The organism is Pseudomonas sp. A (assembly GCF_056270345.1).
This window is the reverse complement of record NZ_CM149873.1, coordinates 1,933,956-1,960,288: the sequence shown is the minus strand read 5'-3', so window position 1 is coordinate 1,960,288 and position 26,333 is coordinate 1,933,956. Positions and strand designations below refer to the sequence as shown.

The 26,333-nt window shown below is 65.8% G+C and carries 23 protein-coding genes; 13 read left to right on the top strand and 10 right to left on the bottom strand.

What is annotated here, in order from left to right:
- Nucleotides 1-4: 4 nt before the first annotated feature.
- The 6 genes from AC0MAZ_RS08890 to AC0MAZ_RS08865 form a co-directional block, all read right to left on the bottom strand.
- Nucleotides 5-583, bottom strand: coding sequence for a DJ-1/PfpI family protein (locus tag AC0MAZ_RS08890; RefSeq protein WP_062572944.1), 579 nt, complete (start codon nucleotides 581-583; stop codon nucleotides 5-7).
- A gap of 74 nt (nucleotides 584-657) precedes the next feature.
- Nucleotides 658-1,815: a phospholipase D-like domain-containing protein gene (locus AC0MAZ_RS08885; protein WP_203647871.1), complete on the bottom strand. Its 1,158-nt coding sequence runs from the start codon at nucleotides 1,813-1,815 to the stop codon at nucleotides 658-660.
- A gap of 1 nt (nucleotide 1,816) precedes the next feature.
- Complete coding sequence (locus AC0MAZ_RS08880) at nucleotides 1,817-2,398, bottom strand: YceI family protein (protein ID WP_050703892.1); 582 nt, start codon at nucleotides 2,396-2,398, stop codon at nucleotides 1,817-1,819.
- A 44-nt stretch (nucleotides 2,399-2,442) separates the two neighbouring features.
- Complete coding sequence (locus tag AC0MAZ_RS08875; RefSeq protein ID WP_475860878.1) at nucleotides 2,443-2,739, bottom strand: amidase; 297 nt, start codon at nucleotides 2,737-2,739, stop codon at nucleotides 2,443-2,445.
- Nucleotides 2,736-3,812: a serine hydrolase domain-containing protein gene (locus AC0MAZ_RS08870; RefSeq protein WP_475860877.1), complete on the bottom strand. Its 1,077-nt coding sequence runs from the start codon at nucleotides 3,810-3,812 to the stop codon at nucleotides 2,736-2,738. The genes AC0MAZ_RS08875 and AC0MAZ_RS08870 overlap by 4 nt, the downstream gene beginning before the upstream one ends.
- A 118-nt stretch (nucleotides 3,813-3,930) precedes the next feature.
- Nucleotides 3,931-4,818, bottom strand: coding sequence for an acyl-CoA dehydrogenase middle domain-containing protein (locus AC0MAZ_RS08865; RefSeq protein ID WP_475860876.1), 888 nt, complete (start codon nucleotides 4,816-4,818; stop codon nucleotides 3,931-3,933).
- Nucleotides 4,819-4,951: 133 nt separating this feature from the next.
- Here AC0MAZ_RS08865 and olsB point away from each other — a divergent pair, with 133 nt between their 5' ends.
- Both olsB and AC0MAZ_RS08855 read left to right on the top strand, forming a co-directional pair.
- The gene (olsB, locus tag AC0MAZ_RS08860) at nucleotides 4,952-5,707 is read left to right on the top strand and encodes an L-ornithine N(alpha)-acyltransferase (RefSeq protein WP_028689712.1); all 756 of its coding nucleotides are present in this window, start codon (nucleotides 4,952-4,954) and stop codon (nucleotides 5,705-5,707) included.
- Nucleotides 5,707-6,489 carry a lysophospholipid acyltransferase family protein gene (locus AC0MAZ_RS08855; RefSeq protein WP_203647875.1) on the top strand — a complete coding sequence of 261 codons (783 nt, stop codon included), beginning with the start codon at nucleotides 5,707-5,709 and terminating at the stop codon, nucleotides 6,487-6,489. The genes olsB and AC0MAZ_RS08855 overlap by 1 nt, the downstream gene beginning before the upstream one ends.
- Before the next feature lie 132 nt (nucleotides 6,490-6,621).
- Here the strand turns inward: AC0MAZ_RS08855 and AC0MAZ_RS08850 are convergent, their stop codons facing one another.
- Nucleotides 6,622-7,206, bottom strand: coding sequence for an acyl carrier protein phosphodiesterase (locus AC0MAZ_RS08850; RefSeq protein WP_475860875.1), 585 nt, complete (start codon nucleotides 7,204-7,206; stop codon nucleotides 6,622-6,624).
- Nucleotides 7,207-7,357: 151 nt separating this feature from the next.
- Between AC0MAZ_RS08850 and AC0MAZ_RS08845 the strand changes: the two genes are divergently transcribed.
- The gene (locus AC0MAZ_RS08845; RefSeq protein ID WP_203647877.1) at nucleotides 7,358-7,660 is read left to right on the top strand and encodes an ArsR/SmtB family transcription factor; all 303 of its coding nucleotides are present in this window, start codon (nucleotides 7,358-7,360) and stop codon (nucleotides 7,658-7,660) included.
- Between the two features lie 24 nt (nucleotides 7,661-7,684).
- Nucleotides 7,685-8,734, top strand: a complete 1,050-nt coding sequence (locus AC0MAZ_RS08840; protein ID WP_203647878.1) for an alkene reductase — start codon at nucleotides 7,685-7,687, stop codon at nucleotides 8,732-8,734.
- A 65-nt stretch (nucleotides 8,735-8,799) separates the two neighbouring features.
- On the opposite strand, the gene AC0MAZ_RS08835 is transcribed toward AC0MAZ_RS08840, so the two are convergent.
- The 3 genes from AC0MAZ_RS08835 to AC0MAZ_RS08825 all read right to left on the bottom strand — a co-directional run bounded on the left by AC0MAZ_RS08835 (nucleotide 8,800) and on the right by AC0MAZ_RS08825 (nucleotide 11,647).
- Complete coding sequence (locus AC0MAZ_RS08835) at nucleotides 8,800-9,624, bottom strand: ATPase (RefSeq protein ID WP_234562680.1); 825 nt, start codon at nucleotides 9,622-9,624, stop codon at nucleotides 8,800-8,802.
- 87 nt (nucleotides 9,625-9,711) lie between these two features.
- Nucleotides 9,712-10,707, bottom strand: coding sequence for an NAD-dependent epimerase/dehydratase family protein (locus AC0MAZ_RS08830; protein WP_203647880.1), 996 nt, complete (start codon nucleotides 10,705-10,707; stop codon nucleotides 9,712-9,714).
- A gap of 49 nt (nucleotides 10,708-10,756) precedes the next feature.
- Nucleotides 10,757-11,647, bottom strand: coding sequence for a LysR family transcriptional regulator ArgP (locus AC0MAZ_RS08825; protein ID WP_186713153.1), 891 nt, complete (start codon nucleotides 11,645-11,647; stop codon nucleotides 10,757-10,759).
- Nucleotides 11,648-11,772: 125 nt separating this feature from the next.
- Here AC0MAZ_RS08825 and AC0MAZ_RS08820 point away from each other — a divergent pair, with 125 nt between their 5' ends.
- From AC0MAZ_RS08820 to AC0MAZ_RS08780, 9 genes are all read left to right on the top strand, one after another.
- On the top strand, nucleotides 11,773-12,372 hold the full coding sequence (locus tag AC0MAZ_RS08820; RefSeq protein WP_186713154.1) for a LysE/ArgO family amino acid transporter: 600 nt from the start codon (nucleotides 11,773-11,775) through the stop codon (nucleotides 12,370-12,372).
- 354 nt (nucleotides 12,373-12,726) lie between these two features.
- Nucleotides 12,727-13,323 carry a superoxide dismutase gene (locus AC0MAZ_RS08815; protein WP_203647881.1) on the top strand — a complete coding sequence of 199 codons (597 nt, stop codon included), beginning with the start codon at nucleotides 12,727-12,729 and terminating at the stop codon, nucleotides 13,321-13,323.
- A gap of 321 nt (nucleotides 13,324-13,644) precedes the next feature.
- A complete protein-coding gene (locus tag AC0MAZ_RS08810) occupies nucleotides 13,645-15,696 on the top strand; it encodes a putative bifunctional diguanylate cyclase/phosphodiesterase (RefSeq protein ID WP_050703880.1) in 2,052 nt (683 codons plus the stop codon).
- Nucleotides 15,697-15,854: 158 nt separating this feature from the next.
- Nucleotides 15,855-17,192: an imelysin family protein gene (locus tag AC0MAZ_RS08805; protein WP_050703879.1), complete on the top strand. Its 1,338-nt coding sequence runs from the start codon at nucleotides 15,855-15,857 to the stop codon at nucleotides 17,190-17,192.
- Nucleotides 17,193-17,490: 298 nt separating this feature from the next.
- Entirely contained in the window at nucleotides 17,491-18,912 is a 1,422-nt protein-coding gene (locus AC0MAZ_RS08800; protein ID WP_475860874.1) for a di-heme oxidoreductase family protein, read from the top strand.
- A 19-nt stretch (nucleotides 18,913-18,931) separates the two neighbouring features.
- Nucleotides 18,932-19,996, top strand: coding sequence for an imelysin family protein (locus tag AC0MAZ_RS08795; RefSeq protein ID WP_234562682.1), 1,065 nt, complete (start codon nucleotides 18,932-18,934; stop codon nucleotides 19,994-19,996).
- 2 nt (nucleotides 19,997-19,998) lie between these two features.
- Nucleotides 19,999-21,096 (top strand): DUF1513 domain-containing protein, encoded by a 1,098-nt coding sequence (locus tag AC0MAZ_RS08790; RefSeq protein WP_234562683.1) that lies wholly within the window; start codon nucleotides 19,999-20,001, stop codon nucleotides 21,094-21,096.
- A gap of 226 nt (nucleotides 21,097-21,322) precedes the next feature.
- Nucleotides 21,323-22,465, top strand: coding sequence for an efflux RND transporter periplasmic adaptor subunit (locus AC0MAZ_RS08785; RefSeq protein WP_254464485.1), 1,143 nt, complete (start codon nucleotides 21,323-21,325; stop codon nucleotides 22,463-22,465).
- A 13-nt stretch (nucleotides 22,466-22,478) separates the two neighbouring features.
- A complete protein-coding gene (locus AC0MAZ_RS08780) occupies nucleotides 22,479-25,517 on the top strand; it encodes a multidrug efflux RND transporter permease subunit (RefSeq protein WP_203647887.1) in 3,039 nt (1,012 codons plus the stop codon).
- Nucleotides 25,518-26,333 lie beyond the last annotated feature (816 nt).

The window sequence follows — 26,333 nt, the reverse complement described above, 5'->3', positions numbered from 1 at the left end:
TCAGTCAGGAGATACGGGTGCCCAGCACTTTCAAGAACGCCGCCAGCCACGCCGGATGCGCAGGCCAGGCCGGCGCGGTAACCAAGTTGCCATCCACGTGGGCCTGGTCCACCGCGATATCGATGAACCGCCCACCCGCCAGCCGTACCTCGGGTGCACAGGCGGGATACGCGCTGCACTCACGCCCTTCGAGCACACCTGCCGCCGCCAGCAACTGGGCCCCATGGCACACCGCCGCGATCGGCTTACCAGCCTGGTCGAAGGCCTTGACCAGCTCCAGCACCCTGTCGTTCAGGCGCAGGTACTCTGGGGCGCGGCCACCGGGAATCAGCAACGCGTCGTAGCTTTCGGCGCGCACCTGGACGAAGTCGTAGTTCAGGGCGAAATTGTGTCCCGGCTTCTCGCTGTAGGTCTGCTCGCCCTCGAAATCGTGGATCGCCGTGCGCACCGTCTGCCCGGCAATCTTCTCCGGGCACACGGCATGGACGGTATGGCCGACCATGGCCAGGGCCTGGAATGGCACCATGACCTCGTAGTCCTCGACGTAATCGCCCACCAGCATGAGAATCTTCTTCGCCGTCATCGCATCCACTCCTTCGGTTGTCTGGGAACAGTCCCTGCACGATAGTCCGCTTTGCCAGAAGGCGATATACGACGCTAGTTTCGGCGATCCAACAGGTTGGCCACCACCCGGTCGAGCCAGCCCCACAGGCGCTGCTGCACCCGCCGCCACAACGGCCGCGCATGCCAGCGCGCCAGATCGACTTCCAGGCTCTGGGCGAAGTCGCGCTCGAAGCTGGCGGCCACCGCGGCAGTCAGCGGCGGGTCGAGGGCCTCGACGTTGGCTTCGAGGTTGAAGCGCAGGTTCCAGTGATCGAAATTGCACGACCCCACGCTGACCCAGTCATCCACCAGCACCATCTTCAGGTGCAGGAAGCACGGCTGGTACTCGAAGATCCGCACCCCGGCGCGCAGCAGTCGCGGATAGTAGCGGTGCCCGGCATAGCGCACCGCCGGATGATCGGTGCGCGGGCCGGTCAACAGCAGTCGCACATCGAGGCCCTTCTGCGCAGCGCGGCGCAGGGAGCGGCGCACGCTGAAGGTCGGTAGAAAGTAAGGCGTGGCCAGCCAGATACGGCGCTGGCCGCTGTTCAGGGCGCGGACCAGCGCATGCAGGATGTCCTTGTGCTGGCGGGCGTCGGCGTAGGCCACCCGACCCATGCCCTGGCCCTGAGCCGGGACCTGGGGCAGGCGCGGCAGGCCGAAGCCCTCGGGCGGACGCCAGGCGGTGCGGCGCTGGTTGGCGTGCCACTGGCGATCGAACAACAGTTGCCAGTCAGTGACGATCGGCCCCTGCATGCGCACCATCACCTCGTGCCATTCGCTGGCCTCCTCGCCCGGCGTCCAGAATTCATCGGTGACCCCGGTGCCGCCGACCACCGCCAGCCGCTCATCCACCAGCAGCAGCTTGCGATGATCACGATAGAGGTTGCGCAAACCCCGGCGCCAGCGCAGGCGGTTGTACCAGCGCAGGTAGACGCCCGCCGCCAGCAGGCGCTCGCGCAGGGCCGTGGGGAAGGCCAGCGAGCCGTAGTCGTCGAACAGGCAGCGCACCCGTACGCCGCGGCGCGCCGCCTGCTCCAGGGCCTCGACCACCGCCTCGGCGCAGGCGCCGCCCTCGACCAGGTACAGCTCCAGGTCGACCTGGAACTCGGCGCGCACGATCGCCAGCAGCATGCGCGGAAAGAACTCGGGGCCGTCGATCAGCAGTTCGAACTGGTTGCCATCCCGCCAGGGGAAGACCGGCCCCGGCATGTCAGCGGGCAGTGAAGATCAGCACCGCGCTCACCGGCACCGAGGGATTGATCGACTTGAGCCCGGCCAGCTTGCGCAGGTTTTCCAGACCCGGCAGCAAGCCGAAGTCAGAGGCGCGCAGGATCAGCGGCTCGAGGGTCACCACCTGGAATCGTCGCTCGTCCAGGCGCGTGGCCAGCAGCAGGGTGTTGTAGCTGCGGGTCTGGCCATGCAGGGTGACGCTGACCGGCAGGCGCAGCTCCAGCTGCGCGCCATTGGCCAGGTCGTTGATCGGACGCAGGTCGATCTGCGCCTGTACCGTGGCCTCGGGGAACTGCTCGAAGGCGAACAGGTTGTCGCGCATGCGCTCGTCGCGCAGCGGGATACCGCTGCTGATCGAGTCCATCTCGATGCTCACTTCGGCCGCGCCCTTGCGGTCGACCTTGCCGTGCAGCACCAGGAATCGGTTGACCTCGGCGATATTGCCGTTCTTGCCGGTGACGAAGGACAGGCGCGAGGACTCGCCGTCCAGGTGCCAGTTGGCGTGAGCTGGCAGGCACAGGGCGAGCAGGAGGGCGGGCAGCAGGCGGGACGGCTTGAACATGTGAAATCCTGTAAATCAAGGCCGTCAACCTTACCCGCACGGTCTCACGGCAGCAAGCGGCAGCCCTCGCGCACGCCCTGCCAGGCGGCCTGGTTGCGCCGCCCCAGGCCTTCGGCGGTGACCAGGCGCCCGGCGCCGTCCTCCTCCAGCAGGCTCAAGGGCAGGTACTGCTGTACATAGCCTCGGCAGTAGGTTTGCGCGAAGCCCATGACGAAGCGGCACGAACAATACTCCTTCGCCGAATAGGCCGAGAGAATGCCCGGGAAGTCCGCCAGCGCCCGGCGCTCATGCCAGGCCCAGGCCAACCCGGCCAGCAACAGCACGAGCACGACCCGCTTCATGCGCCCTCCCCGGCCACGGCGGCCAGCACCCGCTTGAGCAGTTCGTTGTGGCTGAAGCTGGCGTCGCGGTCATCGGCGTAGCGCACGATCACCAGCTTGCGCGAGGGCAGCACATAGAGCGCCTGGCCCCAATGGCCGAGCGCGGCGAAGGTGTCCGCTGGCGCATCCGGCCACGGCGCCGACTGCCCGGGCAGCGGCTGGTTGAGCCACCAATGACCGCCGGGGTTGGCTTCGCCCGGCACCGGCTGGGCGGCGCTGAACAGGGTGCGGTTGAACGCCACCCAATCAGCTGGTAGCAACTGGCCCTCGCGCCAGCGTCCGTCGCGCTGCATCAGCAGGCCGATGCGCGCCAGGTCGCGGGCATCGAGATAGAGATAGGAAGAACCGACATAGGTACCCGCGCCATCCCGCTCCCAGACCGCGCTGTCGATCCCCAGCGGGGTGAACAGGGCCTGCCAGGGGTAGTCGGCATAGCCCGCGGGGTCGAGCATGCCGCGCAGGCTGGCGGCGAGCAGGTTGCTGTCGCCGCTGGAATAGGCGAAATGCGTGCCGGGCGCACTGGCGGCGGGCATTGCCGCCGTGTAGGCCGCCATGTCGGTGCGGCCACGGGTATAGAGCATGGCCACCACCGACGACTTCAAGGGTGCATATTCGTAGTCCTCTTGCCAGGCCAGGCCACTGGCCCAGTGCAACAGGTCGGCCAGGCGCAGCCCGGGATGCTGCTGCAGGGCCGGGTAGTAGCGCACGGCCGGTTCGTCGAGTTTGAAGCGCCCCTCACCGTAGGCCACGCCCATGACCGTGGCCAGCACGCTCTTGCTGACTGACCAGGTCAGGTGCGGTGTGTCGGCACGGGTTGGCTCAACGTAGCGCTCGTGGAGAATACGACCATCGCGAATGATCAACAGTGCGTCGGTACGAATGCCGCCGCGTTCGGCAGCGCGTGGCGCGAAGGCGTAGGAGTCGACGGCTTGCCAGTCGATGACAGCGTTATCGACTGGCCACTGCGCTGTGGGCCAGTCTTCGGCCAAGGCCGGGCCTGCGGTCATGGCCAGGGCAAGCAATAGTGCCTTCATGGAGAGCAACCTATAGAGGGCTGCTGTGCGCCCATCGCGGGGCAAGCCCGCTCCCACAGGTCCCGCGATCGGGCGCACGGCGGCCCAGGTTCAAAGGTGCCCCCAATTTCTCAGGCTTTCATGACAATCCGGCGGCACTCCAGGCCTTGGCCAGGCGCTTGTCACGGGCCGCGCCAGCCAGCGCCAGCAGGCCCTGGTCGCGCAGCCACAATTGCGCCCAGTGCTCGGGCCCTGCGGCCAACGCCTGGTCGATCTCGCTCCGCAAGCCCTGGAACTGGGCAAACAGGCCACCGAGCAGCAAGTGGCAGGCCACGCTGTCCGGGCATTGCCGGCTGCCCTCGGCACAACCGGCCAGCAGCGCGATCAACCGCAGCCGCAGGTCCTGCGGCCAGGCGCATTCCTGGGCGACGCCATGCAGCCAGGCCACCAGCGCGGCGAGCACATAAAGGTCTTCAAGGGAACGGAACGGTTTGACGTAGGCGTCCCAGCCATCGCCGGCAAGCAACTCGCACGCGGCCTCCTTGAGCTGCAGCCGGCCATGGCCGACTTCGGGCATCAACGGCAGGGTCGGCAAGGCCTCGAGGCTGACACCCGGCTCCCCCGGATAGACCACCGCCAGTTGCAACCGCGGCGCCTCGCCCGGCCCTTCATGGCGCGCCGCCACCAACAGCCATTCAGCGTCCAGCCCGGCGGTGACGAAGTCCTTGCTGCCGGTCAGGCGCAAACCATCGAGGCGGGTGTGCATGTCCGCCGGGCGCACGCTGCGCCGCTCGGTGGCGCACAACGCCCCCAGGCTGGCGGGGGCGCTGGGCCAGAGCACGCGCAGCGCCGCCTGGTAACCGAGCAGGAAGGCCAGGCCCGGCGTGGCCATGGCCCGCCCGCCCAGCACCGCCAGCTCGAACGGCGCGATGGCGCCCAGGCGTTCAAGCACCGCCGCATAGGTTTCGCCCAAGGTCGCCGCCAGTGGGTGGCGCAAGGGGTCGTTGAGTCGTTGCAACCAGGCCATCGCAAGCTCCTTGTAGGGGTGTCACGCAAGCATCACCAAAGATTCACAGGGGTGACACCGGGCGTACCTAGGCTGACTTTGCACAACAAAGCCGACCGGCCGCAACCCTTTGGCTGGCTTATGGAGACTCGCAATGACTCGGATCGCTCGCTCTGGCGACAACAGCACTGAACGCCGTCTGCAAGCCGAACGCCTGGTCGGCGCCGCGGCCCTGCAGGAAGCACAGGCCCTGCGCTTCAAGGTGTTCAGCGCCGAATTCAAGGCCAAGCTCAAGGGCGCCGAACACGGCCTGGACATGGACGACTACGACATCCACTGCCGCCACATCGGCGTGCGCGACCTGGCCACCGGCCAACTGGTCGCCACCACCCGCCTGCTCGACCACCAGGCCGCCAGCAGCCTGGGCCGCTTCTACAGCGAAGAAGAATTCAGCCTGCACGGGCTGTTGCAGCTGCAGGGCCCGATCCTCGAACTGGGCCGCACCTGCGTCGACCCGGCCTACCGCAACGGCGGCACCATCGCCGTGCTCTGGAGCGAGCTGGCCGAAGTGCTCAACGAAGGCCGCTACAGCTACCTGATGGGCTGCGCCAGCATCCCCATGCAGGACGGCGGCGTACAAGCCCACGCGATCATGCAGCGCCTGCGCGAACGCTACCTGTGCACCGAACACCTGCGCGCCGAACCGAAGAACCCGTTGCCCAGCCTGCCGTTGCCGAACAACGTCATCGCCGAGATGCCGCCGCTGCTCAAGGCCTATATGCGCCTGGGCGCGAAGATCTGCGGCGAGCCTTGCTGGGACGAGGACTTCCAGGTCGCCGACGTGTTCATCCTGCTCAAGCGCGACGACCTCTGCCCGCGCTACGCCCGTCACTTCAAGGCGGCGGTCTGATGCTGCGCCTGCGGGCCGCTGCCCGCCTATTGCGGCTGTTCCTGGTGCTGGCCCTGGGGCTGGCAATGGCCAGCATCATCGCCCTGGGCGAACGCCTGGGTCTGAAGGCCTCGATCGAACACCGCCAGCGCTGGACACGCCTGTTCATGGGCCGCCTGGTTGCCGCCCTGCCCTTCGACGTAAAGGTCAGGGGTGAACTGCCACAACGGCCAATGCTCTGGGTCTGCAATCATGTATCGTGGACCGATATCCCGCTGCTCGGCATGCTCACACCGCTGTCGTTCCTGTCCAAGGCCGAGGTCCGCCACTGGCCGGTGGCCGGCTGGCTGGCCGAAAAAGCCGGTACGTTGTTCATCCGCCGTGGCGGTGGCGATGCCCAACGCCTGCGCCAGCAGATCAGCGAACAGCTGGGCGAGCAACGCCCCCTGCTGATCTTCCCGGAAGGCACCACCACCGACGGTCGCACCCTGCGTACCTTCCATGGACGTCTACTCGCCGGGGCCATCGATCAGGGCACGCCGCTGCAGCCGGTGGCGATCCAGTATCTGCGCGCGGGTCAAGCCGATTCGATCGCACCGTTCATTGGCGAGGACGACCTGGTGTCCCATCTGATGCGGATCTTTGGCCACGACCGGGGCGAGGTGGTGATCCACCTGTTGCCTCCGATTGGCAGCGAAGGCCAGGAACGCGCGGCGCTGGCGTTCCAGGCGCAGCAGGCGGTGCGCCAGGCATTGTTCGGCATCGTGGAAGTCGAGCCGCGCCGCCTGGCCAAGGCGGCCTGAACAGTTGACGTCAGCTGTGCCGGCCTCTTCGCGGGTAAACCCGCTCCCACAAGGGCAACGCCAGCTTCAACTAGTGCACTGTACCTGTGGGAGCGGTTTACCCGCGAAGAGGCCAGCACAGGCAGGAGAGCATCAACTGCCTGCCACTCTTCGCGCTACCGCAAACGCCTGCAGTTGCGGATAGAACTCACGAAAATCCGCCAACAAAGGCTCATACAGACGCTCCAGCTCCCCCATCACCCCGTCCATCCCCTCGGGCCGTGACAAGCGCCGGGCAATGCCGCCAAACACCTGCTCCAGGGTGGCGAAGTCGCCATAGGCCCCCAGCCAGTCATCCGCCGCCATGAACGGCGCGATCCGTGCCAGCCGGCCCGGCAGCTGCGGTTCAGCCAGCAGCACCTTGTAGAAGTTACCGGTGAACTGTACCAGCGGCTGCTCCGCGTACTCCCCCCAGTGCCTGGCCAGGCAATGATCGAAGAACACATCCAGCACGATCCCGGCGAAGCGCCGCCTCGCGCGCGGGAAACGCGCCAGCGCCGCCAGCACCAGCGGGTGGCTGTCGGTGTAGCTGTCGATGTGCCGGTGCAGCCGGATCGAAGCCTCCAGCGCCGGCGGAAAACGCCCCTCGAGCGAGCCCTTGACGAAGTCGCCATACAGGCTGCCGAGCAGTTGTTGCGGCGCGGGGCCGCCCAGGTGAAGGTGCGCGAGGTAGTTCATGGCGCCAGTCTAGCACCGCCCACCCCCATATCGTCATGAACCGATATAGCCAATGACGCTTGCCTCAGAACCCTTTCATATTTGTATATCGCGATGCAGCGATTTATATTTCGCTCCATCGCGATATACCGCTACACACCACGAGCCAACCATGCCCCTCGATCTCGACGAAATCATAAAAGCCCTGGCCCACCCGGTCCGGCGAGACATCCTCAACTGGCTGAAAGATCCGGCCGCGCAGTTTCCCGACCAGCACCACAGCACCGAGCACGGTGTGTGTGCCGGGCAGATCGACCAACGCTGCGGCCTGTCGCAGTCGACCGTCTCCGCCCACCTGTCCACCCTGCAGCGCGCCGGCCTGATCAGCAGCCAGAAGATCGGCCAGTGGCATTTCTTCAAACGCAACGAGGCGACCATCAAGGCGTTCCTCGAGCAAATGAGCCAAGAGCTCTGACCTGATCCACGCGAGGCTTCGCATATGACTACGCTGTTCGACCCGATCACGCTGGGCGACCTGGAACTGCCCAACCGCATCATCATGGCCCCGCTGACCCGCTGCCGCGCCGACGAAGGCCGCGTGCCCAACGCGCTGATGGCCGAGTACTACGTACAGCGCGCCAGCGCCGGCCTGATTCTCAGCGAAGCGACCTCGGTCACGCCGATGGGCGTCGGCTATCCGGATACCCCGGGAATCTGGAACGACCAGCAGGTGCGTGGCTGGCACAACGTGACCAAGGCCATCCACGGCGCCGGTGGGCGGATCTTCTTGCAACTGTGGCATGTCGGGCGCATCTCCCACCCGTCGTACCTGAACGGCGAGCTGCCGGTGGCCCCCAGCGCGATCCAGCCGAAGGGCCATGTCAGCCTGGTGCGCCCATTGAGCGACTATCCGACCCCACGAGCCCTGGAAACCGAAGAGATCGCCGACATCGTCGAGGCCTATCGCAGCGGCGCCGAGAACGCCAAGGCCGCCGGCTTCGACGGCGTGGAGATCCACGGCGCCAATGGCTACCTGCTCGACCAGTTCCTGCAGAGCAGCACCAACCAGCGCACCGACCGCTATGGCGGCTCGCTGGAGAACCGCGCGCGGTTGCTGCTGGAAGTTACCGACGCCGCCATCGAGGTATGGGGCCCGGGCCGCGTGGGCGTGCACCTGGCGCCACGGGCCGATGCCCACGACATGGGCGACGCCGACCGTGCCGAGACCTTCACCTACGTGGCACGGGAGCTGGGCAAGCGTGGCATCGCCTTCATCTGCTCGCGGGAGAAGGAAGGCGACGACAGCATCGGCCCACTGATCAAGGCAGCGTTCGCTGGCCCGTATATCGTCAACGAGCGCTTCGACAAGGCCAGCGCCAACGCTGCCCTGGCCAGCGGCAAGGCCGATGCGGTGGCCTTCGGCATCCCGTTCATCGCCAACCCCGACCTGCCCGCGCGCCTGGCCGCCGACGCGCCGCTCAATGCGCCGCGTCCGGAAACCTTCTACGCCAAGGGGGCCGTGGGCTACATCGACTATCCACGGATGTGAGTGAAGCGAACGTAGGGCAGGTTCGTCGTCGTGGCAGCGGGCTTGCCCAGCGATAGTCCAAGGACTCAGGGCCGGGCGTTGATCTGCTGCTGCAGGTTCTGGATCTGGCTCTGCAGGGTACTGATGTTGCGCGTCACCTGCCCGCGGAAGGCATCGAACTCCTGCACCGAGGCGCCGCCGGCCGATGTGGCCGGGCGGTTGTCCACCTGGCTCTTGAGCACCAGCACATCCTGCTCCAGGCGCTCGATGGCCGCGCTCGGGTTGCCCTGTTTCTTCAGCGCCGCCACTTCATTGCTCAGGCTCTTGAGCTGACCATCCAGCTTGCCGCCATCCACCTGGCCCGACTTGAGCGTCGCAAGCTCAGCGTTGACCGCCTTGAGCTGCGCCTGCAACTGTCCCTGCAACTCGGTCACCACCTTCTGCTGTTCGCGGGTGTCGGCCAGCACCTGCTCCAGGCGCTTGCCCAGGTCGCCGGCCTGGCCGGCGACGCCCTGTTGCTGCTTGCCCTGCTCGGCCAGCGAGGCCTGCAACTGGCGAATCTGCAGCTTCAACGCCTCGCTGCCAGTGCTGTTGCTGGACTCGCTGGCATCGACCTTGCCGCTGATTGCCTGCAACCGCCCGGCCGCTTCCTCACTTATGCGGGCAAAGCTTTCCTGGGTCGCGACCAGTTGCTGCTCCATCAGGGTGATCTGCTGGAAGCTCCACCAGCCAAGCCCGCCCAGGGCGATGAACGAGGCACCGAGCAAGGCCCACAGCGGGCCATTGCTGCGTGGGCGCGCCGCCTTCTGGCGGCTGCGGGCCACATGGGCGGGCAGCAGTTCATCGTCGTCGGGGGTGCCGGCACGCAAGGTGGGCACATCGTCAAAATCGTCGTGGGCGTCGTTACGCATGGGTGCATTCAACCGCGGTGGTAGCAAAGAGACATGAGTATAAACCGCCTGGGCGGCGCACTGATGACCATCATCCCGCCCACAGGTTCAGCGTTGTCCCGCCTGCGCCTGCCACCAGGCACAGAATTCATCCAGCGCGGACCACACATCGGCCTGGGGTCGGTAGTCCAGGTACTGCCGGGCGCGGCCGATATCGAGGGTGAAATCGCTGCTCATCACCTGCACCGCCGTGCGGCTGAGGGTCGGCTGCGGACGCCCGGGCCAAAGCAGGCAGGCGGCCTCGTTGAGCGCCGCCAGGCCATAGGCCAGGCCGGGGGAGCGGTAGCGGGTGACCTGCGGCAGCTGCATGCGGCGCATCACGTAGTTGACCACGTCCCACAGCGGCAAGGGCTGGCCGTTGCTGATGTTGTAGGCCTGGCCAAGTGCCTGCTCCTCGGCGAACAACGCACTGAGCAGCGCTTCGTTGAGGTTGTGCACACTGGTGAAATCGACCTTGTTCAGGCCATTGCCGATGATCGCCACGCGCCCCTTGGCCTGCATGCGCATCAGCCGCGGGAAGATGCTTGCGTCGCCGGCCCCGGTGACGAAACGCGGTCGCAGCGCCAGCACTTCCAGGCCGAACTCCTGGGCGCCGAACACTTTCTGCTCGGCCAGGTGCTTGGTCAGTGCGTAATGGTCATGGAAGCGGCGCGGTACCTGGTCCTCGCGGATATCCAGGCGTGACCGGCCGGTGAAGTAGATCGACGGCGACGACAGGTGCACCAGGCGCCGCACATGCTCCTTGATGCAGCCCTCGACCACGTTCTCGGTCAACACCACGTTGCCCTGGTGGAAGTCCTGGTAGCGGCCCCAGGTGCCCACGGCGCCAGCGCAATGCACCACCGCATCCACACCCTGGCACAGGCGCCGGGCCAATTCGGCGTCGCCCAGGTCGCCCGGGATGAACTGCGCCCCGCGCTTGACCAGGTGCTCCACGCCCTCTGCCCGCCGACCATTGACCCGCACCTCCAGGCCCTGCTCCAGGGCGAAACGCGCAAAGCGCCCGCCAATGAAGCCGCTCGCGCCGGTGACCAGAATTCGCATGTAAGACTCCGCCTTGCCAGATTTCGGATGCAACTGACGCCCGATGTGCCTACAAGGGCACCAGCCACTGCCGCGCCGAATGGCGCAGGTGGTCGGTCAGCTGGGCGAGCAACTGCCCGCCGTTGCGCCAATGATGCCAGTACAGCGGTACATCGATGGGAGTATCGGCGCAGATTTCCACCAGCTCACCACGGGCCAGCTGCTCGGCCACCTGCCGCTCCGGCACCAGCCCCCAGCCCAGGCCGGCCTCGGTCATGCGCAGGAAACCTTCGGACGAGGGGCATAGGTGATGCAGGAAACCTTCCTGCACGCCTAGCGACGCCAGGTAGCGATGCTGGAGAAAATCGTCCGGCCCGAACACGATTGCCGGGGCACGGGCCAACCGCTCGACCGCGAAACCCTGGGGGAAGTAGCGCGCCATGAACGCGGGACTGGCCAGCGCTCGATAGCGCATCGACCCCAGCGGCAGGCTGCGCGCCCCAGCCACGGGACGTTCGCTGCCGCACAGGCAGGCCGCAACCTCGCCGGCACGCATGCGCTTGAGGCCGACCTCCTGGTCCTCGACCACCAGGTCAAGCAAGACCTGCTGCTGCGCGCAGAAGGCCCCCACCGCACCGGCCCACCAGGTCGCCAGGCTGTCGGCGTTGAGGGCGATGCGCAGGCGCTCGGGCATGCCTTCCTCGTCCAGCGCCGGCACCTGGCGCTGCAGGTCGCGCTCGAGCAGGCGCACCTGCTGCACATGGTTGAGCAACTGCCGGCCGACCTCGGTCGGGCTCGGTGGCGTGGCGCGGACCAGCACCGGCTGGCCGACCCGTGCTTCGAGCAGCTTGATGCGTTGCGAGATGGCCGATTGCGACAACCCCAGCACCTGGGCGGCGCGCTCGAAACCGCCTTGTTCGATCACCGCGGCGAGGGCGGCGAGCAGCTTGTAGTCGAACATCGATTTCTCTAATGACTGATCAGCTCTATTTGTTTTTCTTATACAGCTGCAGCCCTGACAATAGCCACATCTTTCTTGTTGATCCGTGCCGATGCTTGCATCGGTGCCCGTGGAGTGTTCCCGCTATGTGGCAAAGCTATCTCAACGGCATGCTGGTGGCCTTCGGCCTGATCATGGCCATCGGCGCGCAGAACGCCTTCGTCCTGGCGCAGAGCCTGCGCCGCGAGCATCACCTGCCGGTGGCGGCGCTGTGCGTGGTCTGCGACGCGCTGCTGGTCGCCGCCGGCGTGTTCGGCCTGGCCACGGTGCTGGCGCACAATCCCACGCTGCTGGCCGTGGCGCGCTGGGGTGGCGCGGTGTTCCTCATCTGGTACGGCGCCAAGGCCCTGCGCAGCGCGTTTTCCAAGCAAAGCCTGCAGCACCAGCAAGGCCAGGGTGTGCGCTCGCGCCGCGCGGTGCTGCTGAGCGCGCTGGCGGTGACCCTGCTCAACCCCCATGTGTACCTGGACACCGTGCTGCTGATCGGCTCCCTCGGCGCACAGCAGACCGTGCCCGGCGCCTACGTGGCCGGCGCCGCCAGTGCCTCGCTGGTGTGGTTCTCGACCCTGGCGATCGGCGCCGCCTGGCTGGCGCCGTGGCTGGCTCGCCCGGCGACCTGGCGCATGCTCGACCTGATGGTGGCGGTGATGATGTTCGCGGTGGCGGCGCAGCTCATTTTCAACTGAACCGCGCCCCTGTGTAGGAGCGGCCTTGCCGAGACGTCGGACCGGCCGGAAAGGGCTGCGTAGCGGCCCCAGGATTTCAGCGTGCATGCAAAGATCGCCGGGGCCGCCTTGCGGCCCTTTCGCGGCGCAAGGCCGCTCCTACAGGGATTGCACATCGCCTGGAAGGGGCCGCCTGTCGGGCCCGGCCAACCGCTCTGGAACCTCTATTCCCCACAGATGTTGCGTGGTTAAGCGCCCGGGCCGGTGCTATGATCCTGCCCTTGCGTCGCAAAGGGTACAAACTCGCCGACGCTCATCAGGCCACCCGTGAGGCCTGGCGCAAACCGCAAACAGACCTGAATCAGGAGATCCACCATGGCTTTTGAATTGCCGCCGCTGCCGTACGCCCACGATGCCCTGCAGCCGCACATCTCCAAGGAAACCCTGGAGTTTCACCACGACAAGCACCACAACACCTATGTCGTGAACCTGAACAACCTGGTCCCAGGCACCGAATTCGAAGGCAAGACCCTGGAAGAGATCGTCAAGAGCTCTTCGGGCGGCATCTTCAACAACGCAGCCCAAGTCTGGAACCACACCTTCTACTGGAACTGCCTGTCGCCAAACGGCGGCGGCCAGCCGACCGGCGCCCTGGCCGAGGCCATCAACGCCGCCTTCGGTTCGTTCGACAAGTTCAAGGAAGAGTTCACCAAGACTTCGGTCGGCACCTTCGGCTCCGGCTGGGGCTGGCTGGTGAAGAAGGCCGACGGCTCCCTGGCCCTGGCCAGCACCATCGGCGCCGGCTGCCCGCTGACCAGCGGCGACACCCCGCTGCTGACCTGCGACGTCTGGGAACACGCCTACTACATCGACTACCGCAACCTGCGTCCGAAGTACGTCGAGGCGTTCTGGAACCTGGTCAACTGGACCTTCGTTGCCGAGCAGTTCGAAGGCAAGACCTTCAAGGCCTGATCATTCGCCTTGAATTCAAAAGACCCGGCCTGAGTGCCGGGTTTTTTATTGCCTGGCGGGATGTCGCCGCATTCGGTAACGGCATACCTGACAGAATTGTTTGCAACCCATCTCCGCGCTCTTGCTCAGCCCGCATAGCGCGCTAACATCAACCATCTGGAAAGTTGACGCAGCGCACTCAAGTCGCATGACCGCTCGACCGATACAGAGCCAAGGGCAATTCCGTCGACGGACGGGTTGCCTGCCGGGGTATCGGGTCGATAGTCTCCCGCCATGGTTGATGGCAAAATAATGGCATGCGCATGGATTAAGGAAACCCCATTGAAGCTGGAATTTCGAAACAGCTTATCGGTCAAGCTGCTGAGGGTCGTACTGCTCTCGGCGCTGGCTGTCGGCGTCGTACTCAGCTGTGCGCAGATCGTCTACGACGCCTACAAGACCCGCCAGTCCGTGAACAACGATGCCCAGCGCATCCTCGACATGTTCCGCGACCCATCGACCCAGGCGGTGTACAGCCTCGACCGGGAAATGGGCATGCAGGTGATGGAAGGCCTGTTCCAGGACGAATCGGTGCGCATGGCCTCCATCGGCCACCCGAACGAAACCATGCTGGCGGAAAAATCCCGGCCGCTGCAGGACATGTCCATGCGCTGGCTGACCGACCTGATCCTCGGCCAGGAGCGCACCTACACCACGCAACTGGTCGGCCGCGGCCCGTACAGCGAGTATTACGGCGACCTGAGCATCACCCTCGACACCTCCTCCTACGGCGAGGACTTCCTGATCAACGCCGTGATCATCTTCATCTCCGGCGTGCTCAGGGCACTGGCCATGGGCCTGGTGCTGTACCTGGTGTACCACTGGCTGCTGACCAAGCCACTGTCGAAGATCATCGACCACCTGACCCAGATAAACCCCGACCGCCCCAGCCAGCACCAGATCCCGCAGCTCAAGGGTCACGAGCGCAACGAGCTGGGCCTCTGGGTCAACACCGCCAACCAGCTGCTGGCCTCCATCGAACGCAACACCCACCTGCGCCACGAGGCCGAGAACAGCCTGCAGCGCATGGCCCAGTACGACTTCCTCACCGGCCTGCCCAACCGCCAGCAGTTGCAACAGCAACTGGACAAGATCCTGGACGACGGTGGCCGCCTGCAACGCCGCGTCGCCGTGCTGTGCGTGGGCCTGGACGACTTCAAGGGCATCAACGAGCAGTTCAGCTACCAGGTCGGCGACCAGCTGCTGCTGGCCCTGGCCGACCGCCTGCGCGCCCACAGCGGCCGCCTTGGCGCCCTGGCCCGGCTGGGGGGCGACCAGTTCGCCCTGGTCCAGGCCAACATCGAGCAGCCCTATGAAGCCGCCGAACTGGCCCAGAGCATCCTCGACGACCTCGAGGCGCCCTTCGACCTCGACCACCAGCAGATCCGCCTGCGCGCCACCATCGGCATTACCCTGTTCCCCGAGGACGGCGACAGCACCGAGAAGCTGCTGCAGAAAGCCGAGCAGACCATGACCCTGGCCAAGGCCCGCTCACGCAACCGCTACCAGTTCTACATCGCCAGTGTCGACAGCGAGATGCGCCGCCGTCGCGAGCTGGAAAAGGACCTGCGCGAAGCCCTGCCGCGCAACCAGCTGTACCTGGTGTACCAGCCGCAGATCAGCTACCGCGACCACCGCGTGGTCGGCGTCGAGGCGCTGCTACGCTGGCAGCACCCGGAGCTGGGCATGGTCCCGCCCGACCAGTTCATCCCCCTGGCCGAGCAGAACGGCAGCATCATCAGCATCGGCGAATGGGTGCTCGACCAAGCCTGCCGGCAACTGCGCGAATGGCACGACCAGGGCTTCAGCGAACTGCGCATGGCGGTCAACCTGTCCACCGTGCAACTGCACCACAACGAACTGCCGCGGGTGGTCAACAACCTGCTGCAGGCCTACCGCCTGCCACCCCGCAGCCTGGAGCTGGAAGTCACCGAGACCGGCCTGATGGAAGACATCAGCACCGCCGCCCAGCACCTGCTGAGCCTGCGCCGCTCCGGCGCCTTGATCGCCATCGATGACTTCGGCACCGGCTATTCCTCGCTCAGCTACCTGAAATCGCTGCCGCTGGACAAGATCAAGATCGACAAGAGCTTCGTCCAGGACCTGCTCGACGATGACGACGACGCCACCATCGTTCGCGCCATCATCCAGCTGGGCAAGAGCCTGGGCATGCAGGTGATCGCCGAAGGCGTCGAGACCGCCGAGCAGGAGAGCTACATCATCGCCCAAGGCTGCCACGAGGGTCAGGGCTACCACTACAGCAAGCCGTTGTCGGCGCGCGAACTGACCAGTTTCCTCAAACAGGCGCAACGCAACCAGGTTTCCGCCCTGTAAGCCCCGCCGGCCTTGGCGGTGCGCCGCGAACGGGCGTTTGCATGAAATGCGCGCCCGCCCCTTTACAGCAAATGCAAATCTTTCGCATGATGTGGCGGTTTCGCGTGCCACGGCGCACGGTCCACCCTTGGTCCAACCACACGACGCAGGAAACCACAATGATTCGAATGCCTCTGGCCTCCGCCAGTCTGCTGGCCATCGCCATCGCCCTCGCCGGTTGCGGCGAAGGCAAGGACGACAAGGCCGCCGCACCGCAAGCCCAGGCACCTGCCGCCGCCAGCACCACCGCCGCGGCGCCGGGGGCTGTCGATGAAGCGGCCGCCAAGGCCGTGGTCAAGCACTACGCCGACATGGTCCATGCCGTGTACAGCGACTCGCTGAGCACCGCCAAGCAACTGCAGACCGCCGTCGACGCGTTCCTGGCCAAGCCCAACGACCAGACCCTGAAGGCCGCCCGTGATGCCTGGGTCGCCTCGCGCGTGCCGTACCTGCAGAGCGAAGTGTTCCGCTTCGGCAACACCATCATCGACGACTGGGAAGGCCAGGTGAACGCCTGGCCCCTGGACGAAGGCCTGATCGACTACGTCGACAAGAGCTACGAGCACGCCCTGGGCAACCCGGCGGCCAACGCCAACATCATCGCCAACACCGAGATACAGGTCGGCGAAGACAAGATCGACGTCAAGGACATCACCCCCGAGAAGCTCGCCACCCTCAACGAGCTGGGCGGCTCCGAAGCCAACGTCGCCACCGGCTACCATGCCATCGAGTTCCTGCTCTGGGGCCAGGACCTCAATGGCACAGGCCCAGGCGCGGGCAACCGTCCGGCTTCCGACTACCTGGAAGGCAAGGGTGCCACGGGCGGCCACAACGACCGTCGCCGCGCCTACCTGAAGGCGGTCACCGACCTGCTGGTCAAGGACCTCGAGGAGATGGTCGGCAACTGGGCGCCGAACGTCGCCGACAACTACCGCGCCACCCTCGAGGGCGAGCCGGCCAACGACGGCCTGCGCAAGATGCTGTTCGGCATGGGCAGCCTGTCGCTGGGCGAGCTGGCCGGCGAGCGCATGAAGGTCTCGCTGGAAGCCAACTCGCCGGAAGACGAGCACGACTGCTTCAGCGACAACACCCACTACTCGCACTTCTACGACGCCAAGGGCATCCGCAACGTCTACCTGGGCGAGTACACCCGTGTCGACGGTACCAAGCTGAGCGGCCCGAGCCTGTCGTCGCTGGTGGCCAAGGCCGACCCGGCCACCGACGCCACCCTCAAGGCCGACCTGGAAGCCACCGAGGCCAAGATCCAGGTGATCGTCGATCACGCCCTCAAGGGCGAGCACTACGACCAGCTGATCGCCGCCGACAACGCCGCCGGCAACCAGATCGTGCGTGACGCCATCGCCTCGCTGGTCAAGCAGACCGGCGCGATCGAGCAGGCCGCGGGCAAGCTGGGCATCGACAACCTGAACCCGGATACCGCCGATCACGAGTTCTGATCAGCGTCATGGTTCAGCAGAGGCGGCCTTCGGGCCGCCTTTTTGTCTTCCAGCAACACCACCGCCCCCTTGTAGGAGCGGCCTTGTGCCGCGAAAGGGCTGCAACGCAGCCCCGGCAGTTTCTGCATCAGCTCCGAAATCCCGGGGCCGCTTCGCGGCCCTTTCGCGGCACAAGGCCGCTCCTACCGATAGGCCAACTGACATCGATTTCATCCAGCAATTGCAAATTGCTCTTATTCAAACATCCCTGGCCTGATAAGCTTGCACGCCGGTTTTTCGCCCATGCCCAGGATCCTCGATGTCCTTGCTCCGCCTAAGCCCCCTGCTGCTGGCCTTCGCCCTCGCCGCCTGTGACGACGCTCCGCGTTTCACCCAGGCCGAGCCCGGCGAAGCCCTCTCCGGCGGCAAGGCCACGGTGCAACGCAGCGACCGCAACGCCTATTCCCTGCCCTCGGCCAACCTCACACCCGAGCGGCGCCTGGATTTCGCCGTGGGCAACAGCTTCTTTCGCAACCCCTGGGTGATCGCCCCGTCCACCACCACCGCCCGCGACGGCCTCGGCCCGTTGTTCAACACCAACGCCTGCCAGAACTGCCATGTGCGTGACGGTCGCGGCCATCCGCCGGAGCCGGACGACAGCAACGCGGTGTCGATGCTGGTGCGCCTGTCGATCCCCGACCAGCCCTACTACGCCCGCGAGATCGAGCGTTTGGGCGTGGTCCCCGAACCGGTCTACGGCACCCAGCTGCAGGACATGGCCATCCCCGGCGTGGCCCCGGAAGGCAAGGTACGGGTGGGCTACGACAACCACAGCGTCACCTTCAAGGACGGCCACCAGGTCGAACTGCGCCGCCCGACCCTGCAGATCAGCCAGCTCGGCTACGGCCCGCTGCACCCGGACACCCGCTTCTCGGCCCGGGTCGCCCCGCCGATGATCGGCCTGGGCCTGCTCGAAGCCATCCCCGAAGCCGACCTGCTGGCCAACGAGGATCCGGACGACCTCAACCGCGACGGCATCCGCGGCCGCGCCAACCGGGTCTGGGACGACGCCCAGGGCAAGACCGTGGTCGGCCGCTTCGGCTGGAAGGCCGGGCAGCCCAACGTCAACCAGCAGAACGTGCACGCCCTCGCCGGCGACATGGGCCTGACCACCACCCTGCTGCCAAAGGACGACTGCACGGCGGCGCAGGCCGATTGCCTGGCCGCACCCAATGGCGACGGCCAGGGCGGCGAGAAGGAAGTCAGCGACAACATCCTGCGCCTGGTCACCTTCTACACCCGCAACCTCGCCGTGCCGGCCCGGCGCAACGTCGATGCGCCGCAGGTGCTGGCGGGCAAGAACCTGTTCTACCAGGCCGGCTGCCAGGGCTGCCACACGCCACAGTTCACCACTGCCGCCGATGCGGCCGAGCCGGAACTGGCCGGCCAGGTGATCCGCCCCTACAGCGACCTGCTACTGCACGACATGGGCCCGGGCCTTAGCGACGAGCGCACCGAGTTCGCCGCCAACGGCCAGGACTGGCGCACCCCGCCATTGTGGGGCATCGGCCTGAGCGAAACCGTCAGCGGCCACAGCCAGTTCCTCCACGACGGCCGCGCCCGCAATCTGCTCGAAGCCGTGCTCTGGCACGGTGGCGAGGCCCAGGCGGCGCGCGATCACGTACTGACCTTCAATGCCGAGCAGCGCGCCGCGCTGCTGGCGTTCCTGAATTCCCTTTAAACCGCACAAGGAGCCGGGCATGTTCCGACCCAAACTGTTGTTCACCAGCCTTGCCGCACTCGCCCTCGGCGCCTGTTCGCCGCAAGACCCGCAGGCGGTGACCTCCGCGGCCATCGCCAAACAGGTGATCCTGCCGACCTACAGCCGCTGGGTCGAGGCCGACCGGCAGCTGGCCGCCAGCGCCCTGGCCTACTGCGAAGGCAAACAGTCCCTGGAGACCGCCCGCGCCGACTTCCTCAACGCGCAGAAGGCCTGGGCAGAGCTGCAGCCATTGCTGGTCGGCCCGCTGGCCGAGGGCAACCGCCCCTGGCAGGTGCAGTTCTGGCCGGACAAGAAGAACCTGGTCGGTCGCCAGGTCGAGCAACTGGTCAGCGGCGAGCAGCCTGTCACCACCGAGTCGCTGGGCAAGGCCAGCGTCGTGGTGCGTGGCCTGTCGGCCTACGAATACATCCTGTTCGACAGCAAGCCGGACATCGCCAGCGCCGAGCAGAAAGCTCGCTACTGCCCACTGCTGGTGGCCATCGGCGAACACCAGAAGGCCCTCGCCGAGGAAATCCTCAAGGGCTGGAACAGCACCGACGGCATGCTGTCGCAGATGACCAAGTTCCCCAACCAGCGCTACGCCGATTCCCACGAGGCGATCGCCGACCTGCTGCGTGCCCAGGTCACCGCCCTGGATACCCTGAAGAAGAAGCTCGGCGCACCGATGGGCCGGCAGAGCAAGGGCATCGCGCAGCCGCTGCAGGCCGAAGCCTGGCGCAGCCACTCTTCGATCAAGAGCCTGGAAGCCTCGCTCAAAGCCGCCCAGACGGTCTGGGTCGGGGTCGACAACCAGGGCCTGCGCGGCCTGCTGGGCAAGGACCAGACGGCACTGGCGCAAAAGATCGACAACGCCTACGCTGCGGCGATCAAACTGCTGGCCGACAACCAGAAGACCCTGGGCGAGCTGCTTGCCGACGACGCCGGCAAGCAGACCCTCAACCAGATCTACGACGCGCTCAACGTCGTCCACCGCCTGCACGAGGGCGAGCTGGCCAAGGCGTTGAACATCCAGCTGGGCTTCAATGCCAACGACGGTGACTGATCATGCTGCGACGCCAGGCCCTGAAACTCGGTAGCGTGTTGCTCAGCGCCCTGACCCTGGGCGGCTGGAGCCTGTTCCGTGGCAAAGGCAGCGAACCCTTGCTGCTGTCGGCGCGCGACGACGGCGACGGCAAGCACTACGCCGTGGGCTTTCGCCTGGACGGCACCCAGGTGTTCAGCACCCAGGTGGCCCAGCGTTGCCATGCGATCATCAACCACCCGACGCTGCCGATCGCCTTGTTCGTCGCGCGCCGGCCCGGTACCGAGAGCTACCTGGTCGACCTGCGCGACGGCCGGCTGCTGCAGACCCTCGCCTCGCAACCGCAGCGACACTTCTACGGCCATGCGGTGATCCACAAGGACGGTGAGTGGCTGTACACCACCGAGAACGACACCAGCGACCCCGGTCGCGGCGTACTGGGCGTCTACCGTTTCGAAGGCGAACGCCTGGTGCACAGCGGCGAGCTTTCCACCCACGGCATCGGCCCCCACGAAGTGGCCTGGCTGCCCGATGGCGAGACCCTGGTGGTGGCCAACGGCGGTATCCGCACCGAGGCCGAAAGCCGGGTAGAGATGAACCTCGACGCCATGCAGCCGAGCCTGGTGCTGATGCAGCGCGACGGCACCCTGCTGAGCAAGGAGACCCTGGCCCAGCAGATGAACAGCGTGCGCCACCTGGCGGTGGGCGACGATGGCACCATCGCCGCCTGCCAGCAGTTCATGGGTGGCGCCGAGGAGACCGCCGAGCTGCTGGCGATCAAGCGTCCGGGCGAGCCGTTCAAGGCCTTCCCGGTGCCGGAGCGTCAGCTGCAGTCGATGGCCCAGTACACTGCCAGCGTCGCGATTCACAGCGACCTGCGCCTGGTGGCACTGACCGCGCCACGGGCCAATCGCCTGTTCATCTGGGACCTGGACAGCGGCGCGGTGAAGCTCGACGCGCCGATGCCAGATTGCGCCGGGGTCGGGGCGGTGAAGGATGGCTTCGTCGTTACCTCCGGGCAGGGACGTTGCCGATTCTACGATTGCCGCAAGGCGGAGCTGATCGGCCAGCCGATGAACCTGCCTTCAGGCTTCTGGGATAACCACCTGCACCTGGTCTGATTGGCTGTAGAGACTATCGCGGGGCAAGTCGCATCGGCGCACCGCCGCTCCCACGCAGCCTCGACCTGAGTTAGTGTGGGAGCGGGCTTGCCCCGCGATTTGGCCGGCGCAAGTTTATCCCTCCCCTTTTCCAGAAAACCGACAATACTTTCCCCCACTGCACGTGGGCCGGATCGCCCGTGGTCGTGCCCGACAAATAGATAACCCACATCCAGGGAACCGGACCATGTTGCGCCGCCGCATGCTGATCATGTTGGCCGTCGTCCTGCTGATCGTGTTGATCCTGGGGGGCATCAAGGCCTTTTCCATCTACCAGCAGGTGCAGATGTTCTCGCAGCCCCGGCCGCCGGTGAGCGTGGCCGCGGCCCAGGCCGAGCTGCGCCAGTGGCAGGAGCGCCTGCCGGCGGTCGGCAGCCTCAAGGCCTATCAGGGCGTGGAGCTGAGCCTGGAAGTCGCCGGCACGGTGAAGTCGCTGCACTTCGAGTCCGGGCAACAGGTGAAGGCCGGCCAGTTGTTGCTGCAACTGGACAGCGACCAGGAAACCGCCCTGCTCGGCACCGCCCAGGCCGACCTGGGGCTGGCCAAGGTCGACTTTGGCCGAGGCAGCCAGCTGGTCGGTGATTCGGCCATCTCCCGCGGCGAGTTCGACCGCCTGACCACCCAGTACCGGCGCAACCAGGCGGTGGTCGAACAACTCAAGGCCTCGCTGGCGAAAAAGAGCATCAGCGCCCCGTTCAGCGGCACCATCGGCATCCGCCAGGTGGATGTCGGCGCCTACCTGGCCAGCGGCACGGTGATCGCCACCCTGCAGGACCTGTCCAGCCTCTATGTCGACTTCAATGTGCCCGAGCAGGCGCTGCCGCACCTGAGCCTCGGCCAGCGGGTGCTGGCACAGGTGGCCGCCTACCCCGACCAGACCTTCCCCGCCAGCCTCAGCGCGATCAACCCCAAGGTCGAGGAAAGCACCCGCAACCTGCTGGTCCGCGCCACCCTGGCCAACCCCGAGGGCAAGCTGCTGCCGGGCATGTTCGCCAGCCTGCAAGTACTGTTGCCCGACCCGCAGCCGCTGGTGGTGGTGCCGGAGAACGCCATCACCTACACCCTCTACGGCAACTCGGTGTACCGGGTCAGCGAGAAAAAGGGCGAGGACGGCCAGCCCCAGCGCGACGCCAACGGCCAGCCGCAATTGATCGCCGAGCAGCTCACCGTACAGACCGGCGAGCGTCGCGAGGGTTGGGTCGTGGTGCTCAAGGGGCTGCAGGCCGGCGATCAGGTGGTCACCGCCGGCCAGCTCAAGCTGACGCCCGGCGCGGCGATCCGCATCAGCGCCGACAGCGCCCTCAAGCCCGCCGCGCCCGGCGCGAAGTGAACGGGAGGCGGCCATGGCGTTCACCGACCCGTTCATCCGCCGCCCGGTGTTGGCTTGCGTGGTCAGCCTGCTGATCCTGCTGCTCGGCCTGCAGGCCTGGAGCAAGCTGCAGATCCGCCAGTACCCGCAGATGGAAAACGCCCTGATCACCGTGACCACCGCCTACCCCGGGGCCAATGCCGAGACCATCCAGGGTTACATCACCCAGCCCTTGCAGCAGAGCCTGGCCAGCGCCGACGGCATCGACTACATGACCTCGGTGAGCCGACAGAACTTCTCGATCATTTCGGTCTATGCGCGGATCGGCGCCGACACCGACCGCCTGTTCACCCAGTTGCTGGCCAAGGCCAACGAGGTGCGCAACAAGCTGCCCCAGGACTCCGAGGACCCGGTACTGAGCAAGGAAGCCGCCGATGCCTCGGCGCTGATGTACATCAGCTTCTACAGCAACGAGATGAGCAACCCGCAGATCACCGACTACCTGTCCAGGGTCATCCAGCCCAAGCTGGCCACCTTGCCAGGCATGGCCGAGGCCGAGATCCTCGGCAACCAGGTGTTCGCCATGCGCATCTGGATCGACCCGGTGAAGCTGGCCGGCTTCGGCCTGTCGGCGGTGGACGTGACCAACGCCGTACGCCGCTACAACTTCCTCTCCGCCGCCGGCGAGGTGAAGGGCGAGTACGTGGTCACCAGCATCAACGCCACCACCGAGCTGAAATCCGCCGAGGCCTTCGCCGCCCTGCCGGTCAAGACCAGCGGCGACAGCCGGGTGCTGCTGGGCGACGTGGCACGGGTGGAAATGGGCGCGGAAAACTACGACACGGTCAGTTCGTTCGACGGCACGCCATCGGTGTACATCGGCATCAAGGCCACGCCGGCGGCCAACCCGCTGGAGGTGATCAAGGAGGTGCGGCGGATCATGCCGCAACTGGAAGAGGAGCTGCCTTCGAGCCTCAAGGTATCCATCGCCTATGACGCCACCCTGTTCATCCAGGCCTCCATCGACGAGGTGATCAAGACCCTCGGCGAAGCGGTGCTGATCGTCATCGTCGTGGTGTTCCTGTTCCTCGGCGCCCTGCGCTCGGTGGTGATCCCGGTGGTGACCATCCCGCTGTCGATGATCGGCGTGCTGTTCTTCATGCAGATGATGGGCTACTCCCTGAACCTGCTGACGCTGCTGGCCATGGTGCTGGCCATCGGCCTGGTGGTGGACGACGCGATCGTGGTGGTGGAAAACATTCACCGTCATATCGAGGAGGGCAAGACGCCCTTCGACGCGGCCCTGGAAGGTGCCCGCGAAATCGCCCTGCCGGTGGTGTCTATGACCATCACCCTGGCCGCGGTGTACGCACCCATCGGCTTTCTCACCGGGCTGACCGGTGCCTTGTTCAAGGAGTTCGCCCTGACCCTGGCCGGGGCGGTGGTCATTTCCGGCATCGTCGCCCTCACCCTGTCGCCGATGATGTGCGCCCTGCTGCTGCGTCACGAGCAGAACCCCAGTGGCCTGGCGCACCGCCTGGACCTGATCTTCGACGCGCTCAAGGTACGCTACCAGCGCCTGCTGCACGGCACCCTGAACAGCCGCCCGGTGGTGCTGGTATTCGCCGTGCTGATCCTGTGCCTGATCCCGGTATTGCTGATGTTCACCCGCAACGAACTGGCGCCGGAGGAGGACCAGGGGGTGATCTTCATGATGAGCAGCTCGCCGCAGACCGCCAACCTGGACTACCTCAACGCCTACACTGACCAGTTCACGCCGATCTTCAAGCGCTTCCCCGAGTACTATTCGTCGTTCCAGATCAACGGTTTCAACGGTGTGCAGAGCGGGATCGGTGGCTTCCTGCTCAAGCCCTGGAACGAGCGCGAGCGCACGCAGATGCAGCTGTTGCCGCTGGTGCAGGCCGAGCTTGAGCAGATCGGCGGGCTGCAGATCTTCGGCTTCAACCTGCCGTCGCTGCCCGGCACTGGCGAGGGTCTGCCGTTCCAGCTGGTGATCAACACCGCCGGTGACTACCCGGCCCTGCTGGAGGTGGCCCAGAAGGTCAAGGAGCGCGCCCAGGCGTCGGGCAAGTTCGCCTTCCTCGACATCGACCTGGCCTTCGACAAGCCCGAGGTGGTGATCGACATCGACCGTGCCAAGGCGGCGCAGATGGGTGTGTCGATGGACACCCTGGGCAGCACCCTGGCGACCTTGCTGGGCGAGGCCGAGATCAACCGCTTCACCCTGGAGGGCCGCAGCTACAAGGTCATCGCCCAGGTCGAACGCCCGTACCGGGCCAACCCTGGCTGGCTGAACAACTACTACGTGAAGAACGAGCAGGGGCAATTGCTGCCGCTCGCGACCCTGATCACCCTCAGCGACCGCGCCCGGCCGCGCCAGCTCAACCAGTTCCAGCAGTTGAACTCGGCGATCATCCAGGGCGTGCCGCTGGTGAGCATGGGCGAGGCGCTGGAGACCGTGCGCGCCATCGCCCGCGAGGAGGCGCCCGAGGGGTTCTCGCTGGACTATGCCGGGACGGCGCGGCAGTTCGTCCAGGAAGGCAGCGCGTTGTGGGTGACCTTCGGCCTGGCGCTGGCGATCATCTTTCTGGTGCTGGCGGCGCAGTTCGAGAGTTTTCGGGATCCGCTGGTGATTCTGGTGACGGTGCCGTTGTCGATCTGCGGGGCGTTGTTGCCGTTGTTCCTGGGGGTTTCGAGCATGAACATCTATACCCAGGTGGGTTTGGTGACCCTGATCGGGCTGATCACCAAGCATGGGATTCTCATTGTCGAGTTTGCCAATCAGCTACGGGATGAGCGGGGGCTTGGAGTACGTGAGGCGATCGAGGAGGCTGCCGCGATTCGCCTGCGGCCGGTGCTGATGACCACGGCGGCCATGGTGTTTGGCATGGTGCCCCTGATTTTGGCCTCTGGGGCCGGGGCGGTGAGTCGGTTTGATATCGGGATGGTGATTGCTACCGGGATGTCGGTTGGGACGTTGTTTACGTTGTTTGTTTTGCCTTGTATTTATAGTGTTTTGGCGCATAAGGGAGGGGGTGGTGTTCGTGGGTGATTGTTTTGGTTTTGTATGCGCATTCGTAGACGATATCGACATTTAGTCACCTTTTCGCCTTTACGGCGACCTACTTTTCTCTAGGGAAAAGTAGGCAAAACCGTTCCGCTCCGTTCATCCGGCCCCTACGCTGCGCTCCGGGGTCCCCTCGCTCCGTTCTTGCTCCCAGGAGGACCGCGCTGAACGCCCCATCCTGGGGCGCAGCGCTTGACGGGCATCCATGCCCGTCACCTCCCTCCGCAAGAACTCCGCTCGGCCTCCTGAAGTCGCAATTGGTGTTGCCTGAGCTATCGCGCGCTTAGAAGCAAGAGCAGGAAGTCTGAAGATGACTGTTTGACAGTTAGTTATATATTGGCTGTTCCAGCCTATCGCGGGGCAAGCCCGCTCCCACGTTATTCCCGCACCAAGCTGAATCATCTGCGTGGGAGCGGGCTTGCCCCGCGATGCGATCGAGAGATTAATTAAGCTTTCAACTAGCGACAGCTGCGCCAGTCCAGGCGCCGCTCGTAACTTCGCGACTTCAGGAGGCCGAACGCAGGTCTTGCGCAGGGAGGTGACGGGCATGGATGCCCGTCAAGCGCTGGGGCCCAGGATGGGCCCTGCAGCGCGGTCCTCCCGGGAGCAAGGCCGGAGTGAGGGAACCCGGAGCGAAGCGTAGGGCCGGATGAATGGAGCGCAGCGGCTTTGGTTACTTTGGCCAAGACCAAAGTAACCCGCCGTAAGGGCGGAAAGGTGAATAAGCGTCGACATCGCAAATGAATGCGCATACAACTTCAAAAACAAACACCAACCAACCAACCAACCAACCAACTATAA